The following is a 17,211-nucleotide window of genomic DNA, read 5'->3' as shown; positions in this document are numbered from 1 at the left end:
CCGACCCCTGCTGTAAGCTACGACAGGTTCGCTCACGGGGTGTGGCGCAGCTTGGTAGCGCGCCTCGTTCGGGACGAGGAGGTCGCAGGTTCAAATCCTGTCACCCCGACTCGTGTGTGGAGACACGACAGGGCCCTCGATCAGCATTGCTGGTCGAGGGCCTTACTCGTGCACCAGCACCGCACAGAATCGCCACTTGTAAGGTGCGGTAACGATCCGACGGCCCCCGCTCGGCGTGCCCAACGCCTTCCCGCTCATGGCCATCGCCCCGTACCAGGGGGCGCTTCTTCGGCCCGTCCGGACAGGGCACAGCCTCCTGCCTGGGCCCGATGAGCATCGGCACCGCCACGAACGCCTACGTCACGATCTACGCGACTGAACCGGCCCTCGCGGCGCACAGAACCATGCGCTGCTTCGGTGTGGTTTTTCAAACTCCCATTCCATCAGTCACGACTGTCAGGTTTCGTCGGGTTCACACGACGTGACAAGTCGTGGAGGGCTGCCGAGAAGTAGTTCCCGAAACCGGCACCGGTCCGGCTGGTGCATTGCGACGAATCTCCTGAACCATCAGCGCAGCCGGACCGGAATTATGTTCTCGAACCGCTTTATCGACACATGACATACCGTGCTCTGTGCAGTGAGTCACTCTCGTGACATTAGAGATCCACGCAGGTCAGCGTATGTGCGGTAGGGTTGGTTGTCCGGCTGTGGTGGCTGAACCGAAAAGGCGACCGCCGGGGGCCATCCCAGCGGTCGCCAATCGGTTCGGTCCGGCTCAGAAGCGCTGTGCGATCTCCAGGATCGCGAGTGTTGCTCCGGAGCTGCCCACGCTAGTGATTACGTGCGCGGGTACCGAAAGCCGGCAGTGAAAGGAGACCTCGGCTGTGGCTTTTCCCAGTGCGGCGGCCGAGGTCTCTTCTTTTGTTTCGGGCGTCCCGAAGGTATTTCCCGAATTATCACTTGCCAGCATCTTGCGGAGCCATTTCAAGGCTCCCTCCTTCCACTCTCGAGGAAACAATCGACTCCGATTCGCGCGAGCGAATCGGTAGCCCGGGTCGGCTCGGCGTACGAGCCGTCGGCGGACCGCGCCCGAACCGCCGGCGACGGCACCCTGCCCACCGGAGCACCAGTTTAAGCGAGCCGCGCCGCATTCCGACGAACGACCAGCTTCACGTCACAGGCACGCCGATTGCAGCAAATGCACAGCGGGTCAACGTTTCCGGACGGTACGACCGCCCTCGGGGCGCGGGCTTCCCGAGAATAAAAGTGCCCAGGCGCGACCGTCGGTCCGGGCCGGGAAGAATGGCCGCGAAACCTCCTGCCGATGCAATTGCATTTGTCGCTCTCACTCGCCGGAGGGTCAGGTTCCCGCACATTAACCGCACCCACTCGGGGTAATTCGTCTGCTGACCGGCGGGTAATAACGGTGGGTCCGGTCGGCCGAAATAGCGGACACGCCGGGCGGCACCGAATGAAACCGGTTCCGAAACCGAACGCACGCAGAATAAGTAAAACAACCAGACGGTTGCTAACTGGCTGCTAGCGCTCGTGCAGGAGTGGGGGTGAGGGCGGGAAGACCACGGGCAGGGCGGTGAGGGCTCGGTGGAAGGCGCCGGTTCGCCAGGTGAGGGCGGTGGCGGGGGTGCCGAGGCGGAGTTCGGGGAGGCCGTCGAGCAGTTGGTCGATGGCGTCCTGGGCGATCAGGTAGGCCAGGGAGTTGGCGGGACAGACGTGGGGGCCGCCGCCGAAGGCGAGATGGGCGCGGTTGCCGGTGTGCTGGTCGGTGCCGACCACCGGGTCGGTGTTGCAGCCCGCCATGCTGATGACGACGGGCTGGTTGGCGGGCAGCCAGACGTTGTCGATGAGGATCGGCTGTCTCGGGAAGGTGAAACAGAAGTTGGCCATGGGCGGGTCGTTGAACAGGACCTCGTCCAGGGCGTCCCGCGTGGACAGGCTCCCGCCCACGACGCTGCCGCCGAACTGCTCGTCGGTGAGGATGAGGCGCAGGGCGTTGACGATCAGATTCTGCAGCGGTTCGATGCCCGCGCCGTAGAGCGTGGCCACCTGGTTCACGAGTTCGGACGCGCTCAGATCGGGCGAATGCCGCATGATCCGGGTCGTGACGTCGTCGCCGGGCTCGGCCCGTTTCAGCTCGATCAGTTCCAGCAGCGAGGCCATCAGGGCCGCGGCGCCGCGCTCCGCCTCCACACCCTCGAACATCGCGGCCATTCCGGCCGCGGCGCGCTGCGCGATCTCGGTCGGACAGCCCAGCAGGGTGTTCAGCACGGCGAAGGTGAGCGGAAAGGCGTACTGCCGCACCAGATCCGCCGAACCGTCCCCGCAGAACGAGTTGATCAGCTCGACGGCGACCCGCGCCACCGTGTCGTGCACGGTGTACGGATTGACCTCGGCGAGACCCGCGACGATGGCCTGCCGATACCGGGCGTGCGTGGCGCCGTCGTTGCGTCGCGCGTTGGGCCGCCACTGCATGAGCGGAAGCACCGGGCACTCCGCCGGGATGTCCCGCTGCCAGGTGCGCGGATCGGCCGGAAAGTGGTCCGGATCGTTGAAGATTCGCACCGCGGTGTAGTAGCCGATCACCAGCGTGGCGGGCACGCCCGGCGCCAGTTCCACCGGAACCAGGGATCCGTACCGCTCACGCATGGCGCGGTAGGCGCTGTGCGGGTCTCTCGCGAACTCGGGGGCGTACAACGGAATTCGCGGGCCGTCGGTATCGATCGGCGACCCGTGCGCAGCACCGCCCGATCGCCGGTTGGACATCGTTGTCATCGAGTGGATCTTAGGGGGCGGCCGTCAGTCGGTGGGCTCGTTCGGCAGGTCGGTGGGCTCGTTCGGCAGGTCGGTGGACTCGATCAGCGAAACGGCCACCGGCACCAGCAGATCGGCGAGTTCGGCCACGGGCGGGCGCGGATCCATCAGCAGCCACTCGTGCGCCAGCCCGTTGACGGCCCCGACCAGAGTACTGGCGGCCAGCTCGCCCCGACCACGAATGCGAGCGTCCGGACCCGCGATGGGCGCCACCGCCGTCTCCACCAGCCGCGCCCAGTCCTGACGGCGCGCGCGACGGTGCCGCTCCATCCGCTCGCTCACCCCCACCACTTCGATGAACGCCACCTTCGCCCGATACGGATCGGAATCGATGGACTCGAGGTAGGCGGTCAGCACCATCGTGAGCGCGGCCCGCCGATCGCGTTGCGCCGCAGCCGCGGCCAAGGCATCGGTCACCGCTGCGGCGGCCTCGTCCTGAATCCGGTCGTAGGCCGCGACCAGCACGTCCTCACGGGTGTCGAACTCTTCGTAGAACTGCCGCTTGGACAAACCCGCACCCGCGCAGACCTCCGCCAGCGAACACCCCGCGTACCCCCGCTCCGCGAACAGACGGGTGGCGGCACGGAGAAAGCGTTCCCGCCGTTCGGCTTTGCGATCGGCCACCGCCCGCCCACCATACCGCCGTCCCACGCTCGTCACCCCACCAAGTTAGCGCGCCCCCCAGCCACCCCCGAGCCACCGATGGCAAACCCTCACACCGCAAAACACGCCTTCACTCCCACAAGCGTGAGCCACCCACCCCCGCACCTCAGCGAATTCGCAACCGCCGCATCCACCGCAGCGTAACCCGCGTCGACTTCAGTTGTTTCGCATAGGGCATGGCGGCCCGGGCGGCGAGCACCTGCTTCTTCTGCACCCCGATATTGACGGTATCGGTGTACTTGAGCAGTCCCGCCGCTCCGTGCCGGGTGCCGACGCCGGATTGCTTCACCCCGCCCGAGGGCGTGGCCTTCGCCGAGTAGCTGGCGACGAACCCGTCGTTGATATTGATGTTCCCGGCCTCCAGCCGATCCGCGATCCGATTGGCGCGCGCCAGGTTTCGGCTCCACACACTGGCGTTCAGGCCGTAGGTGGTGGCGTTGGCCTGCCGGATCGCCTCCTCCTCGTCGGTGTACCGGTACACCGTGACCACCGGGCCGAAGGTCTCCATGGTGGCGTGCGCCATGTCCGAGGTGACCCCGGTCAGCACGGTGGGCTCGTAGAACGCCGGGCCGAGATCGGGGCGCGCCTTGCCCCCGGTCAGCACGGTCGCCCCCTTGCCGCGGGCGTCCTCCACATGCGCCGCCACCCGCTCCATGTGGTCCACCGACACCAGCGAGCCGAATTCCGGCTCGTAGTCGTAGGCCGCACCCGCCTTGGCGCCCAAGGCTTCCGCGGCGGCGACGAATCGGCGGAGGAACTCGTCGTGCAGGCGTTCGTGGACATAGATGCGCTCGATGTGCATGCACGCCTGGCCGGAATTGCCGTACACCGCGAAGACGGTGCTGGGGATCACCTCGTCCAGGTCGGCGTCGTCGAGCACGATCATCGGGTTCTTGCCGCCCAGTTCCAGGCTGCAGCCGATCAGGTTCCGGCCGGCGAGTTCGCCGATGGTGCGGCCGGTGGCGGTGGAGCCGGTGAACATGACGTAGTCGGAGTTCTCGATGAGCGTCGGGCCGACGTCCGGGCCGCTGCCGCAGACCACCTGTACCAGCCCCTGCGGCAGTCCGGCCCGCTGCAGCAGTTCGACACCGAACAGCGTGCACAGCGCGGTCTTGTTGTCCGGCTTGAGCACTACGCCGTTGCCCGCGATGAGCGCCGGTATCGAGTCGGACATGGCGATGGCGAACGGGAAGTTCCACGGGGCGATGACCGCGACGACACCCTTGGGCCGATGCTGTTCGGTCGAGGTGGTGATGATCGGCATCGCGCCGCCGCGCCGGATCGGCTTCAGCGTGCGCTCGGCGGTCTTGAGGTAGTGGCTGATCACCATCGGCGGATCGCACGACTCCTCGATCGCCATGCGCCGGGTCTTACCGCAGCCGATCTGGATCAGGTCGGCGATGGTCTCCAGTTCGGCCAGGATCAGTTCGTGCGCCCGCTCGAAGACCGCCAGTCGCTCGGAGACCGGCCGGACCGCCCATTCCCGCTGGGCGGCGCGGGCCGTCGCGGCCGCGGCGGCGACGTCCTCGGGCGAGGATTGCGGCAATTCGCCCACGACGGCGCCGGTGTAGACCTCGATCATCTCGTACGCCTCGCGCTGTTCGCCGGCGGTGCCCGCAATCACCATCGCGGTCAGCCGGTCGATGAGCGTCTGTGTGATCCGCGGCGGCAGCGTGGTCGCGCCGCTGTGCGTGGTTGTCTCCATCAAGGATCTCCCTAACTTGCCGCCCGTGACGGCGGTCACCAAGCTCCAAACTAGAACACGTTATTGTTGTGGACAACGTCGCGGGGTAACTTCGTCCGCAACACGCAGGTAATGCCCGGAGGAGAGAGGGTCGGCGATGACTACGGCAGCCACTGAAACAGGTAGCAACACGGAACCGCATGCGCTGATCGAGCGGCGCGGCCACACGCTCGTCGTCACCATGAACCGCCCGCGGGTCCGCAACGCCCTGTCCGGCGAGATGCTGGATTTGATGGTGCGGGCCTGGGACACCGTCGACAACGACCCGGAGATCCGCTCCTGCGTTCTGACCGGCGCGGGCGGCGCCTTCTGCGCCGGCGCCGACCTCAAGGCGATGACCAAGCAGAACCCGGGCGACAACATGAGCGAGGGCGGCAAGTTCGACCCGAGCTATCTCCCCGGTCTGCTCAAGGGCCGCCGCCTCACCAAGCCGCTGATCGCCGCCGTCGAAGGCGCGGCCATCGCCGGGGGCACCGAGATCCTGCAGGGCACCGACATCCGGGTGGCCGGGGCGAGCGCCAAGTTCGGCGTGTCCGAGGCGCGGTGGAGCCTGTTCCCCATGGGCGGGTCCGCGGTGCGGTTGCCTCGCCAGCTCCCGTACACGATCGCCGCCGAGATCCTGCTGACCGGCCGCCACATCACCGCCGCGGAGGCCAAGGAGATCGGGCTGATCGGTCACGTGGTGCCCGACGGGACCGCCCTGGACAAGGCCCTGGAAATCGCCGAGTTGATCAACGCCAACGGTCCGGTGGCCGTGCAGGCGATCCTGAAGACCATTCGCGACACCGAGGGACTGCACGAGGAAGAGGCGTTCAAGATCGACGCCGAGATCGGCCTGGCGGTCTTCCGTAGCGAGGACGCCAAGGAGGGGCCCCGAGCCTTCGCCGAAAAGCGCAAACCCGTCTTCAAAGGACGTTGACGGGCAAGAAATCCGCCACACCCGGGGCCTCGCCGAGCGTCGGCCCGTATCCGGGTTACAAGGAGGGTTTCACCATGCGGGCGATCTGCTTGCGGAGGAGGTTGGGGGCGAAGCGGCGGGCCAGGATCAGGGCTCGGGCGGGGCCGGGGAAGACGAACAGCGGGGATTTGGGGTCGGCGACGGCCCGCTCCACCGCGTCCACGATCTTCTCCGGCGCCACGCCGCGGCTGCCGCCCAGGATGGCCGGGTCGACGGCCCGAATCCCTTCCAGGAACGGGGTTTCCACGTGTGGCGGGCAGATCGCGATCAGCCGCACCCCGGTACCCGCGAGCTCCAGCGACAGCGCCTCGGCGTAGCAGACCACCGCGAACTTCGACGCCGAGTACGCCGCCAGGCCGGGTGAGGGCAGCCAGCCCGCCACCGAGGCGAACAACACCACGGTGCCCGCACCCGCGTCGCGCATGCCGGGCACCACGGCCTGGCAGAGGTTGACCGTACCGATGTAGTTGATGTCCATCACCCGGCGGATTTCCGAAACATCCTGCGCCAGCGTCGATCCCACACGACACAGGGCGGCGGCGTGCACCAGGTGCTCGATCGGCCCGAGGTCGGCGCGCACGGCCTCGATCAGCTTCGTGACGGCCTCGGTGTCGGAGACATCGCAGGTGTAGGTGGTGGTATTCGGTGAGCGCCGGGCGGTTTCGGCCAGCCCGGACTCATCGATGTCCACCGCGGCCACCCGGTGCCCGGCCGCCGCGAGCCGCTGGGCGACCATGCGGCCCATGCCACTGGCCGCTCCGGTCACCAGTGCCGTCTTGCTCATCGTGCCTCCTGTGTCGCGGGACTGCCCGGGTTCACCGGATCTCCGTCGCGTCCTGAAATGCCATGCGCAACAAACCGATATGACTGGTGAACAGCGCGCGCCGGGGCAGACCGAGAGCGCGCAGTTCCGCCGCGGTCGGATGGTCGCCGAGTTCGACGCGGGCGCCGCCCGGCCGCATCCGCACGCGAGCCGGACGCATCAGCCACGGCGTGGCCCGCAGCACGCCGTCGCGATGGGTGTAGGTCCGCATCGAGGCGCCGCCGAGATTCGCGGGCGCGGGCATGCCACCGGCGGTCTCCAGCGCTACCACCAGACGGCCGTCCAGCCGCACCTCGCACCGCTTGCCGCGACCCGACGGTTCGATCCGGATATCGGCGATCTCCTTGGGAAAGCCCCACAGTTCCCGGCCGACGGCGCAGGTGAAGGTCTGATTCACCGGCAGCCAGCGGATGAACGCGCCGGTGCTGCCCCGGCAGCCGGGCAGCCGGGCGAGCAGGGCGAACGCGAATTCGTGGTACGGACCGAGATCGGTGTCGAGGTGCCGGACGAAAGCCAGCGCACACACCGCACGGCCCGCGAGACCGACCGGCTCCAGCCCCGTCCCGGCCAGCAGGGTGCGCGCGGTCACCATGTCGACCGGGAACAGGCTCGAGCACGCCTCGGCCTGCCGGACCTCGACCGGCACGCGGATCTGTTCGCCGAGTATCGAGTGCACCACCATCCATTGATTAGAACACGTTCTAGCGACGCGATGGGGCGCCTTTCGGCCGGATTCCGGCGACCGATCCCGGTCAGCGGGAGTCGTCTCCGCTCACCTCACCGCACGCGGTCCACTGCCACCGGAAGCCTCGCGAACCCACGCACGTTGGTGGAATGCACCCGCACGATGCCCGACTCGTCGATGCCGTACGCGCCGACCCGAGTCGCGAACTCGCGCAAGGCGATTCCCGCTTCGAGGCGGGCCAGGTGCGCGCCGAGGCAGAAGTGCACGCCGCGTCCGAAGCTGAGCAGACCGCCCTTGTCGGCGCGTTCGATGTCGTAGGTGTCGGGGTGCGCGAACACCTCGTCGTCGCGATTCGCCGAGCCGACCAGCAGTAGCACCTTGTTCCCCGCCGGAATGACACCACCGTGCAGTTCGATGTCCGTCGCGGCGGTGCGGGCGAGGATCTGACTGGAGTTGTCGTAGCGCAGCGTCTCCTCGACCCAGTCCGAGACCAGTCCGGTATTGCCCGCGACCTTCGCGTACTGCGCGGGATCTGTTGCGGCCCAGTACAAAGCGTTGCCGAGCAGCTTGGTGGTGGTCTCGTTGCCCGCCACCACCATCAGGAACATGAACCCGATGATCTCCTCGTCGCTGAGCTTGTCCCCGTCCAGTTCGGCGTCCAGCAGCGCCGAGGTCAGGTCCTCGGTGCGAGCCCGGCGGCGCTGCTCGATCATGTCGGCGTAGTACCCGACCAGCTCCAGCGATGCCTCGATGGCGGGCACCGGCACGTCGAGCACGCCGTCCTCGCGGTGCATCACCAGATCGGCGAGTCGCCTGATCTCGGCCCGGTCCGGGGCGGGGACGCCCATCATGTCGGAGATCACGTCCATCGGCAGCTTGCCCGCGAAATCCTCGATCCAGTCGAAACTTTCGCGTTCCAGCGCCGGTTCCAGATGCTGCAGTGTCAGTGCCCGGATCCGCTCGCCCATCCCGGTGACCCGCCGCGGCGTGAAGCCCTTGAACACCAGTTGCCGCATGCGCAGGTGCCGCGGGTCATCCATCGCCAGGAACGACATCGTCTTGTGCGCGTGCGGACCCCACGCCGCCGGATCCAGCGACACCCCGTTGGCGCTCGACAGCCGCGTACTGTCCCGGAAGCCCGCCGCGACGTCGGCGTGCCGCGACAACGCCCAGAATCCCAGCTCCGGGTTGTGGTACAGCGGCGCCTCGGTGCGCAGACGCCGGTAGATCGGGTACGGATCGTCGTGAAATCCGTAGTCGTAGGGATCGAAGGTGAGCGAGAACGAGTTCAGCCGTTCACGGCGGTTCCCGGCAGCCGCCGAAGACACATAGCTGGACATGTGTCTGGACGGTACCATTGTGCGCGCATGCCGACAATGGGACAGCCGTCCCGCCGCACGCGGGGACCAACCCGCCGCCGCCAAAATTGAAACAAGTTCTTGCGACAGGCACGGGCTCGAACCTATAGTCCGTACACGTGTCCAGACAGTTTCGGGGCAACCGGAGGAGCACGCTCGCCACCACCGGCGGCTCGCCGCTGCCGGTCGGGGGCAAACGGAATCCGCGTGGTGCCGAGAGGTTTCCGGCATAGCGACCCGCGACACCGCGAAGGAGCAGCAATGAACACCGACGAGACCGGCGAATCGGCCGCGGCGCGCCGTCAGCGCGGGCTGAAGAAGATGTCCGAGGTCTACGGCTGGGAGTTCGCCGACGGACCGGGCGAGCATTTCGCCGTCACCGCCGACCATCTGTTCGCCGACATCTGGTCGCGGCCGGAGCTGTCCGTGCGCGACCGCCGCCTGCTGCTGCTCGGCGCGCTCACCGCCCAGGGCATGTTCGACGTCGCCGAGATCCAGATCGGCGCGGCGCTGCGCAACGAGGAACTCACCGCCGCGCAGTTGCGGGAGATCGCGCTGTTCCTGTGCCACTATGCCGGCTGGCCCGCCGGCACCGCGCTGGACGGCGTAGTCGGGAAGGTAGTGGCACAACACCAGAAGTCCGAGCAGAGGAAGAGCACACGATGACCGACACTGCAACCGTGCGCCCCGCGCGCGCCGCCGCGATCACGGCCTGGGATCTCGAGGCCGACGTCGTGATCGCCGGATACGGTGTCGCCGGAGCGGCCGCCGCCATCGAGGCCGCGCGCGCGGGCGCCGATGTGCTCGTGCTGGAGCGCACCGGCGGCTGGGGTGGGGCCGCCTCGCAGGCGGGCGGGTTCATCTACCTCGGCGGCGGGACGCCGCTGCAGCGGGCGCTCGGCTTCGACGACACTCCGGAGAACATGGAGAAGTTCCTGCTCGCCGCACTGGGCCCGGGTGTGGACCGCGCCAAGATCCACGACTACTGCCAGGGCAGCGTGGCACATTACGAGTGGCTGGTCGCCCAGGGCGTGCCGTTCAAGGAGGAGTTCTGGGGCGAGCCCGGCTGGGAGCCTCCGCACGACGAGGGCCTGATGTACTCCGGCGGCGAGAACGCCGCGCCGTTCAACGAACTCGTCCCGCCCGCGCCGCGCGGCCACGTGCCGCGGATGGAGAACAAGCGCACGGGCGCCAAGGGCGGCGGCTACATGCTGATGAAGCCGCTCACCGACACCGCCGAATCCCTCGGTGTGCGAGCCGAATACGACGTGCGCATCCAGCGGCTCGTGATCGACGACGCGGATCGCGTCGTCGGCATCGTCGCCAAACGCTACGGCAAGCCGCTGACCGTGCGGGCCCGGCGCGGCGTCGTGCTGGCCACCGGCAGCTTCGCCTACCAGCAGCAGATGATCGAGAGCTACGCGCCGCGGCTGATCGGCCGTCCGGGCGCGGCCATCGAGGAGCACGACGGTATCGGTATCCGCATCGCCCAGGCGCTCGGCGCGGACCTGGCCCACATGGACGCCACCGAGGTCGCCTTCTTCGGCGACCCGCAGCGGATGGCACGCGGCATCCTGGTCAACGGGCGCGGGCAGCGCTACATCGCCGAGGACACCTACCCCGGCCGCATCGGCCAGGCGACCCTGCTGCAGCAGGACAATCAGGCGTTCCTGGTCCTGGACGAGGAGTCGCTCGAGGCCGCCGACGCGACCGAGACCTCCACACCGTTCTTCCGCCAGCCGCCGACCTGGGTGGCGGAGACGATCGAGGAACTCGAGACCGAGATGGGCCTGCCCGCCGGTGCGCTGCAGACCACGGTCGAGGTGTACAACCGGCACGCCAAGGACGGCGTCGACCCACTGCTGGGCAAGAAGCCCGAGTGGGTGAAGCCGATCGGTACCCCGCTCGCCGGATACGACCTGCGCGGCATGACCGCCGGATTCACCCTGGGCGGCCTGCGCACCGACCTCGACTCGCGCGTGCTGCACGTCTCCGGCGAACCGATCGCCGGGCTGTACGCCGCGGGCCGCTGCACCTCCGGCATCTGCGCCGGCGGCTATGCCAGCGGCGCGTCCCTCGGCGACGGCAGCTTCTACGGCCGCCGCGCCGGACAGGCCGCCGCCACCGGCGAAACCCCGCACTCCACCGCTGCGGCGAACTGAAAGGACCACGGGCCATGCGTTTCGGCATCGTCTTGTTCACCAGCGACCGCGGCATCACCCCCGCCGCGGCCGCGAAAGCCGCCGAGGAGCGCGGGTTCGACTCCTTCTTCGTGCCCGAGCACACCCATATTCCGGTGAAACGCGAAGCGGCACATCCGGTGACCGGCGATGCCAGCCTGCCCGACGACCGCTACACCCGCACCCTCGACCCGTGGGTGGCGCTCGGCACCGCGGCCGCGGTCACCGAACGCATCGAGCTGTCCACCGCGGTCGCGCTGCCCGTGGAACACGATGTGATCACCCTCGCCAAGACCATCGCCACGCTAGACCACCTGTCCGGCGGCCGAGTGAGCCTGGGCGCCGGATTCGGCTGGAACACCGACGAACTCACCGATCACGGGGTGCCGCCGAAGAAGCGGCGCACGGTACTGCGCGAATATCTCGAGGCCATGAACGCTCTGTGGACCCAGGAGGAGGCCGCCTACGACGGTGAGTTCGTGAAGTTCGGGCCGAGCTGGGCGTGGCCGAAGCCGGTGCAGCCGCACGTACCGGTGCTCATCGGCACCGCGGGCACCGAGCAGGGCTTCCGCTGGATCGCCAAGTCGGCGGACGGCTGGATCACCACGCCCTACGAGAACGATCTGCTGCTGGATCGGCTGAAGCTGCTGTCCAAGGTGTGGCAGGAGGCCGGGCGCGACGGGCAGCCGCGCGTCGTCGCCCTGGATTTCAAGCCGGACGCCGAACGCTTGGCCGAATGGGAGGCGGCAGGCGTCACCGACGTGCTGTACGGGCTCCCCGACAAATCCGATGCCGAGGTGCTCGCCTACCTGGACCGCTTGGCCGCCAAGCTGGCTCCGCTGGGCCTCACCGCCTGAATCACCCTCTACCCCACCCTGTCTCGACCACGGAGAGTGAGCCGACAAGTGCGCATTGCCCTGCTGTCCTACCGCAGCAAGACCCACTGTGGCGGGCAGGGGGTCTATGTCCGGCACCTCAGCCGCGGCCTGGCCGAGCTCGGGCACCGGGTCGAGGTGTTCTCCGGGCAGCCGTACCCGGAGCACCTCGATCCGCGGGTGAGCCTGACCGAAGTGCCCGGCCTCGACCTGTACCGGGAGCCGGACCCGTTCCGCACCCCGCGGCCCGGTGAACTCCGCGACCGGATCGACCTGCTGGAGCTGGGCACCATGTGGACCGCCGGGTTCCCGGAGCCGCGCACGTTCAGCCTGCGCGCCGCCCGGCTGCTGCGCTCGCGCGCCGCGGATTTCGATGTGGTGCACGACAATCAGTGCCTCGGCACCGGCCTGCTCGACATCGCGACACGGCTGCCGCTGGTGGCGACGGTGCATCATCCGATCACCCGGGACCGGGCGCTCGATCTGGCGGCCGCGCCCTGGCGCCGCAAGCTCTTCGTGCGGCGCTGGTACGGATTCCTCGCCATGCAGCAGCGGGTGGCCCAGCAGATTCCGGACCTCATCACGGTGTCCTCGTCCTCGGCCGCCGACATCGTCGACGACTTCGGGGTGGCGGTGGACCAGTTGAACGTGGTGCCCCTGGGGGTGGACACCGATCTGTTCCGGCCGCGCGCCGGCCGGGCGCCCGGGCGCATCGTCGCGGTCGCCAGCGCGGACAAGCCGCTCAAGGGCATCGGTCATCTGCTGCAAGCCGTTGCGCGGCTGCGGCTCTCGCACGACATCGAGCTGCGCCTGGTCGCCAAGCTGGAGCCGAACGGGCCGACCGAGAAGCTGATCGCCGAACTCGGTCTGTCCGATATCGTCACGGCCACCGCGGGCCTGTCCGACACAGAACTCGCCGAGCTGCTGGCATCCGCGGAGATCGCCTGTATCCCGTCCATGTACGAGGGCTTCTCGCTACCCGCGGTGGAGGCGATGGCCAGCGGCACCCCGCTGGTCGCCAGCCGCGCGGGGGCGCTGCCGGAGGTCGTGGGCGACTGCGCCGAACTGGTCGAGCCGGGCAATGTCGACGAGCTGACCCACACCGTCGGCCGCCTGCTGGACTCCCGCCGCCGGCTGACCGAACTCGGCGCCGCGGGGCGCCGGCGTGCGGTTGCCGTGTACAGCTGGGAAGCTGTTGCCGCACAGACCGTTTCCGTCTACGAGCGAGCCATCGCCCGTCGGATCCACGCACCCGAGGAGGGCACATGCTGACCGTCGACTTCGACCGCCTCGGGATCGGGCCGGGCACCCGCGTCATCGATGTCGGGTGCGGGCAGGGCAGGCACTCGTTCGAGGCATACCGGCGCGGCGCGGATGTCGTCGCCTTCGATCAGAGCGCGAGCGACCTGGCCGACGTGAAGGTCATGTTCGGCGCGATGGCCGAGGCGCGGGAGGTGCCCCCCTACGCGAAAGCCGAAGCGGTGCAGGGCGACGCGCTCGCCCTGCCCTACGACAACGAGGAATTCGACATCGTCATCGCCTCGGAGATCCTCGAGCACGTGCCCGAGGACGACCGTGCCATCGCCGAGCTGGTGCGGGTGCTCAAACCCGGTGGTGCACTGGCGGTCACGGTGCCGCGTTGGCTACCGGAACGCATCTGCTGGCTGCTGTCGGACGAGTACCACGCCAACGAGGGCGGCCACGTACGCATCTACCGCGCGGACGAATTGCGCGGCAAGATCGCGGGACAGGGTGTGCGATTCATCCACAGCGCGCACGCCCATGCCCTGCACTCGCCCTACTGGTGGCTGAAATGCCTGGTGGGCGTGTCGAAGACGGACAGCCGGGTGGTCGGGGCATACCACCGGCTGCTGGTGTGGGACATGATGAAACGCCCCCGGCTCACCCGCCTGGCCGAGAGCGCCCTGGATCCGATCATCGGCAAGAGCGTCGCGCTGTACTTCACCAAACCGGCGGTGCGCAGTGCCTGAGGTACCGGCCGTGCCCGGCGTCCTCACCGCCGCGCAGTGCCAGCAGACCGCCGAATCCATCGCCGCCGCACAGGAATCCGACGGCGCGCTACCCTGGTTCACCGGCGGTCACACCGACCCGTGGGACCACGTCGAGAGCGCGATGGCGCTCACCGCGGCCGGACTGCTGACCGAGGCGCGCGCGGCCTACGAATGGTCGGCGCGCACGCAGCGCCCGGACGGCTCGTGGCCGTCGCAGTTCCGCGCGGGCGCGATCGAGAACGCGGACGCCGACACCAACTTCTGCGCCTATCTGGCGACCGGGGTGTGGCACTACTTCCGCTGCACCGGGGATCGCGAGTTCGCCGCGGCGCTGTGGCCGGGCGTGCGCGCCGCCATCGACTACGTGGTCACCCTGCAGCAGGGCCGCAACGGCGAGATCTATTGGCTGCGCGGCGTTTCCGGGGTCGCCGAAGAGGCCCTGCTGACAGGCTGCGCGAGTATGTTCCACAGCATCCGCTGCGCCCTGGCGCTGGCCGAGTCGCTCGGCGACCCGCAACCGGACTGGGAGATCGCGGCCCTGCGCCTGGGCCACGCCATCCGCCACCATCCCGAGTCGTTCACCGAGAAGGACCGCTACTCGATGGACTGGTACTACCCGGTGCTGTGCGGCGCCTTCGACGGCGCGCCCGCCGCCGAGCGGATCGCTTCGCGCTGGGACGATTTCGTCGTGGGCGAGCTGGGCATCCGGTGCGTCGCGGACCGGCCCTGGGTGACCGGAGCGGAGACCTGCGAGCTGGCGCTGGCGCTGGACACCCTCGGCGATCACACCCGCGCCCGCCGCCTGCTGGCCGCCATGCAGCACCTGCGCGAGGCCGACGGCTCCTATTGGACCGGACTGGTATTCGCCGACGGCAAGCGCTGGCCGGAGGAGCGCACCACGTGGACCGGCGCCGCCATGATCCTCGCCGCCGACGCCCTCTCCCGCACCACGCCGGCCAACGGCATCTTCCGCGAACCCACCGCCACGATCGATCTCACCACCGCCTGCGCCTGCGACTGCGTCGCCTCCCGCCCGTAAGCGGCTGCGGCGCAGGACTTCCGGGGAGCCGGGAGGATCACCCCTGCCCGCCGCAGCCCGCGGAGCGCTCGAGGACGCGTAGCGAGCCCGTGACCGAGACCTCGCGGAACTTCCCGCTGTCCAACGCTTTCCGATAGATGTTGTACGGTGCCTGGCCGCCGTCGCGGGGGTCGGGGAAGACGTCGTGGATGGCGAGTGCGCCACCCGCGGCGACCCAGTGCGCCCAGTTGTCGTAGTCGCGCTGGGCGGCCTCTTCGGTGTGTCCGCCGTCGATGAACAGCAGCCGAATCGGGCTGCGCCACATGCGCGCCACCGTGGCCGACGGTCCGACGATGCCGACGACGGTGTCGGTCAGCCCGGCCCGCACGATGGCACGCCGGAATGCCGTGACCGTGTCGAACCGGCCGGTTTGCGGGTCCACCAGCGAGCTGTCGTGATACTCCCAGCCGGGCTGATGTTCCTCCGAGCCCTGGTGATGGTCGATCGTGTACACGGTCGCGCCGGTCTCGCGGGCGGCCGCGCCGAGGTATATCGACGACTTGCCGCAGTAGGTGCCGATCTCCAGCACGAGGCCGTCACCGGCGTAGCGCAGGACCGCCTCGTAGAGCGCCCGGCCCTCTTCGCTCGGCATGAACCCGGTAGTTTTCTCGGCGAGTTCGAATAATTCACCGGTGGCGCCGGAAACCGCCGATTCGGCACGGGTCATGGGAGACGGACCTTTCTGTTGCCCGCAAGGGGTGTCCAGTGTAGCATCCAGACACGTGTCTGATTCTATGCCCGTGAGCCTGGAGGCGACTCGCCGCCGCCTCACCGAGAAGCAGGCCGACACCGTCGACCGGCTGACCCGGGCCGCCCTGGAGGTGTTGTCCCGCGAGGGTTTCGCGGGCCTGACGGTACGCATGGTCGCCGCCGCCGCCGGAGTCGGCACGGCCACCGCCTATACCTATTTCTCCTCCAAGGAGCACCTCGTCGCCGAGGTCTTCTGGCGTCGCCTGGCCGCGACCCCGCCGCCCGCCGACGACGACTCCGCCGACAGCACCACCCGGACGGTCGCCGTGCTGCGCCAGATCGCCATGCTGGTCGCCGACGAGCCGGCCCTCGCCGGCGCGGTGACCAGCGCGCTGTTGGGCACCGACCCCGATGTCGCGCACCTGCGCGTGCGCATCGGCAGCGAGATCCGCCGACGCCTGGTCACCGCCCTCGGCGAGGGCGCCGACCCGGACCTCGTCGAGTCGCTGGAACTGCTCTACGCCGGGGCCCTGGTGCGCGCCGGAATGGGCTACGCCTCGTACGCGGAGATCGCCGACCGGCTCGAGCAGGCCGCGGTGCGAGTGCTGCGCGACTGAGGAATTCGCGACCGAGCCGCTACAGCACCGACTCGACCGCGGCGACCACCGCCGGGTCCTGCGGCTCGGTCCGCGGCCGGAATCGGGCCACCACCTTGCCGTCCCGATCGACGAGGAACTTCTCGAAGTTCCACTGGATATCACCGGCCTCACCCTCGGCATCGGCGGTCCGCACCAGCTCCTGATAGAGCGGATGCCGCCCGTCGCCGTTCACCTCGGTCTTCTCCAGCAGCGGAAAGTCCACGCCGTAGGTGGTCGAGCAGAACTCCTCGATCTCCGCGGCGGTGCCGGGCTCCTGGCCCATGAACTGGTTGCACGGCACCCCGACGACACTGAAACCGCGTGGGCCGTAAGTCTTCTGCAGCTCCACCAGACCGGTGTACTGCGGTGTCAGACCACATTTGGACGCGACGTTCACGACCAGCAGTGCCTTGTCGCCGGCCAGTTCGCCGAGAGTGGTGGATTCGTCGGAAAGGGTGCGTACGGCAATGTCACGAATAGTCACAAGGGCGATGATAGGTCGAAGTCGATCACCGGCCCCGGGAAATGAAACGAGTTCTACAGCGTCCGAACCGGCCGGGCGGCGGTCTCCACACCCGCCCGCGAGCGGCCCGGATGATCTATCACACCACCCGACTCACCCGGATCGGAGGCCGTGCGCCGAGAACCGCATCCGGATCCGGCGCTTCACCATTATTA

General features: G+C 68.7%; 17 protein-coding genes and 1 tRNA gene. 9 read left to right on the top strand and 9 right to left on the bottom strand.

The genetic code is table 11. From position 1 onward, the window contains the following. The first annotated feature begins 35 nt into the window (after positions 1–35). A tRNA-Pro gene (locus NWFMUON74_RS01705) sits at positions 36–109 on the top strand. A gap of 666 nt (positions 110–775) precedes the next feature. On the opposite strand, the gene NWFMUON74_RS01700 is transcribed toward NWFMUON74_RS01705, so the two are convergent. The 4 genes from NWFMUON74_RS01700 to NWFMUON74_RS01685 form a co-directional block, all read right to left on the bottom strand. Next, a complete protein-coding gene (locus tag NWFMUON74_RS01700; RefSeq protein WP_187686268.1) occupies positions 776–988 on the bottom strand; it encodes a hypothetical protein in 213 nt (70 codons plus the stop codon). A gap of 551 nt (positions 989–1,539) precedes the next feature. Then, positions 1,540–2,790, bottom strand: coding sequence for a cytochrome P450 (locus NWFMUON74_RS01695; protein ID WP_187686267.1), 1,251 nt, complete (start codon positions 2,788–2,790; stop codon positions 1,540–1,542). A 24-nt stretch (positions 2,791–2,814) separates the two neighbouring features. After that, positions 2,815–3,453, bottom strand: a complete 639-nt coding sequence (locus NWFMUON74_RS01690; protein ID WP_232110788.1) for a TetR/AcrR family transcriptional regulator — start codon at positions 3,451–3,453, stop codon at positions 2,815–2,817. 145 nt (positions 3,454–3,598) lie between these two features. Then, positions 3,599–5,197, bottom strand: coding sequence for a succinic semialdehyde dehydrogenase (locus NWFMUON74_RS01685; RefSeq protein ID WP_187686265.1), 1,599 nt, complete (start codon positions 5,195–5,197; stop codon positions 3,599–3,601). Positions 5,198–5,333: 136 nt separating this feature from the next. On the opposite strand from NWFMUON74_RS01685, the gene NWFMUON74_RS01680 reads away from it, so the two are divergent. Continuing rightward, complete coding sequence (locus NWFMUON74_RS01680) at positions 5,334–6,155, top strand: crotonase/enoyl-CoA hydratase family protein (RefSeq protein WP_187686264.1); 822 nt, start codon at positions 5,334–5,336, stop codon at positions 6,153–6,155. A 55-nt stretch (positions 6,156–6,210) separates the two neighbouring features. Here the strand turns inward: NWFMUON74_RS01680 and NWFMUON74_RS01675 are convergent, their stop codons facing one another. From NWFMUON74_RS01675 to NWFMUON74_RS01665, 3 genes are all read right to left on the bottom strand, one after another. Continuing rightward, complete coding sequence (locus NWFMUON74_RS01675) at positions 6,211–6,978, bottom strand: SDR family NAD(P)-dependent oxidoreductase (protein ID WP_187686263.1); 768 nt, start codon at positions 6,976–6,978, stop codon at positions 6,211–6,213. Positions 6,979–7,009: 31 nt separating this feature from the next. Beyond that, the gene (locus NWFMUON74_RS01670; protein WP_187686262.1) at positions 7,010–7,699 is read right to left on the bottom strand and encodes an acetoacetate decarboxylase family protein; all 690 of its coding nucleotides are present in this window, start codon (positions 7,697–7,699) and stop codon (positions 7,010–7,012) included. A gap of 95 nt (positions 7,700–7,794) precedes the next feature. Further along, positions 7,795–9,042, bottom strand: coding sequence for a cytochrome P450 (locus tag NWFMUON74_RS01665; protein WP_187686261.1), 1,248 nt, complete (start codon positions 9,040–9,042; stop codon positions 7,795–7,797). A gap of 279 nt (positions 9,043–9,321) precedes the next feature. On the opposite strand from NWFMUON74_RS01665, the gene NWFMUON74_RS01660 reads away from it, so the two are divergent. The 6 genes from NWFMUON74_RS01660 to NWFMUON74_RS01635 are packed head-to-tail and all read left to right on the top strand — an operon-like array spanning position 9,322 to position 15,166. Beyond that, the gene (locus NWFMUON74_RS01660; protein WP_187686260.1) at positions 9,322–9,726 is read left to right on the top strand and encodes a carboxymuconolactone decarboxylase family protein; all 405 of its coding nucleotides are present in this window, start codon (positions 9,322–9,324) and stop codon (positions 9,724–9,726) included. Continuing rightward, entirely contained in the window at positions 9,723–11,222 is a 1,500-nt protein-coding gene (locus NWFMUON74_RS01655) for an FAD-dependent oxidoreductase (RefSeq protein ID WP_187686259.1), read from the top strand. The genes NWFMUON74_RS01660 and NWFMUON74_RS01655 overlap by 4 nt, the downstream gene beginning before the upstream one ends. Positions 11,223–11,236: 14 nt before the next feature. Then, positions 11,237–12,097, top strand: coding sequence for an LLM class F420-dependent oxidoreductase (locus NWFMUON74_RS01650; protein WP_187686258.1), 861 nt, complete (start codon positions 11,237–11,239; stop codon positions 12,095–12,097). A 48-nt stretch (positions 12,098–12,145) separates the two neighbouring features. Continuing rightward, entirely contained in the window at positions 12,146–13,387 is a 1,242-nt protein-coding gene (locus tag NWFMUON74_RS01645) for a glycosyltransferase family 4 protein (protein ID WP_187686257.1), read from the top strand. Beyond that, on the top strand, positions 13,381–14,106 hold the full coding sequence (locus tag NWFMUON74_RS01640; RefSeq protein ID WP_187686256.1) for a class I SAM-dependent methyltransferase: 726 nt from the start codon (positions 13,381–13,383) through the stop codon (positions 14,104–14,106). The genes NWFMUON74_RS01645 and NWFMUON74_RS01640 overlap by 7 nt, the downstream gene beginning before the upstream one ends. Next, positions 14,099–15,166 (top strand): glucosidase family protein, encoded by a 1,068-nt coding sequence (locus NWFMUON74_RS01635; protein ID WP_187686255.1) that lies wholly within the window; start codon positions 14,099–14,101, stop codon positions 15,164–15,166. Before NWFMUON74_RS01640 ends, NWFMUON74_RS01635 begins: the two co-directional genes overlap by 8 nt. A 37-nt stretch (positions 15,167–15,203) precedes the next feature. On the opposite strand, the gene NWFMUON74_RS01630 is transcribed toward NWFMUON74_RS01635, so the two are convergent. After that, on the bottom strand, positions 15,204–15,872 hold the full coding sequence (locus NWFMUON74_RS01630) for a class I SAM-dependent methyltransferase (protein WP_187686254.1): 669 nt from the start codon (positions 15,870–15,872) through the stop codon (positions 15,204–15,206). A gap of 73 nt (positions 15,873–15,945) precedes the next feature. On the opposite strand from NWFMUON74_RS01630, the gene NWFMUON74_RS01625 reads away from it, so the two are divergent. Then, entirely contained in the window at positions 15,946–16,512 is a 567-nt protein-coding gene (locus tag NWFMUON74_RS01625; RefSeq protein ID WP_187688851.1) for a TetR/AcrR family transcriptional regulator, read from the top strand. A 19-nt stretch (positions 16,513–16,531) separates the two neighbouring features. On the opposite strand, the gene NWFMUON74_RS01620 is transcribed toward NWFMUON74_RS01625, so the two are convergent. Further along, positions 16,532–17,017: a glutathione peroxidase gene (locus NWFMUON74_RS01620; RefSeq protein ID WP_187686253.1), complete on the bottom strand. Its 486-nt coding sequence runs from the start codon at positions 17,015–17,017 to the stop codon at positions 16,532–16,534. Between the last annotated feature and the right edge of the window lie 194 nt (positions 17,018–17,211).

Origin of the sequence: Nocardia wallacei, from assembly GCF_014466955.1 — a bacterium.
GTDB classification, from domain to species: Bacteria; Actinomycetota; Actinomycetes; order Mycobacteriales; family Mycobacteriaceae; genus Nocardia; species Nocardia wallacei.
This window is presented reverse-complemented; position numbering and strand designations above follow the sequence as displayed.

What these genes read in the sequence shown, in the direction of transcription:
- NWFMUON74_RS01630 (WP_187686254.1), bottom strand. Translation starts at nt 15,872, where the DNA reads ATGACCCGTGCCGAATCGGCGGTTTCCGGCGCCACCGGTGAATTATTC.
- NWFMUON74_RS01685 (WP_187686265.1), bottom strand. Translation starts at nt 5,197, where the DNA reads ATGGAGACAACCACGCACAGCGGCGCGACCACGCTGCCGCCGCGGATC.
- NWFMUON74_RS01670 (WP_187686262.1), bottom strand. Translation starts at nt 7,699, where the DNA reads ATGGTGGTGCACTCGATACTCGGCGAACAGATCCGCGTGCCGGTCGAG.
- NWFMUON74_RS01650 (WP_187686258.1), top strand. Translation starts at nt 11,237, where the DNA reads ATGCGTTTCGGCATCGTCTTGTTCACCAGCGACCGCGGCATCACCCCC.
- NWFMUON74_RS01695 (WP_187686267.1), bottom strand. Translation starts at nt 2,790, where the DNA reads ATGACAACGATGTCCAACCGGCGATCGGGCGGTGCTGCGCACGGGTCG.
- NWFMUON74_RS01680 (WP_187686264.1), top strand. Translation starts at nt 5,334, where the DNA reads ATGACTACGGCAGCCACTGAAACAGGTAGCAACACGGAACCGCATGCG.
- NWFMUON74_RS01675 (WP_187686263.1), bottom strand. Translation starts at nt 6,978, where the DNA reads ATGAGCAAGACGGCACTGGTGACCGGAGCGGCCAGTGGCATGGGCCGC.
- NWFMUON74_RS01660 (WP_187686260.1), top strand. Translation starts at nt 9,322, where the DNA reads ATGAACACCGACGAGACCGGCGAATCGGCCGCGGCGCGCCGTCAGCGC.
- NWFMUON74_RS01665 (WP_187686261.1), bottom strand. Translation starts at nt 9,042, where the DNA reads ATGTCCAGCTATGTGTCTTCGGCGGCTGCCGGGAACCGCCGTGAACGG.
- NWFMUON74_RS01640 (WP_187686256.1), top strand. Translation starts at nt 13,381, where the DNA reads ATGCTGACCGTCGACTTCGACCGCCTCGGGATCGGGCCGGGCACCCGC.
- NWFMUON74_RS01655 (WP_187686259.1), top strand. Translation starts at nt 9,723, where the DNA reads ATGACCGACACTGCAACCGTGCGCCCCGCGCGCGCCGCCGCGATCACG.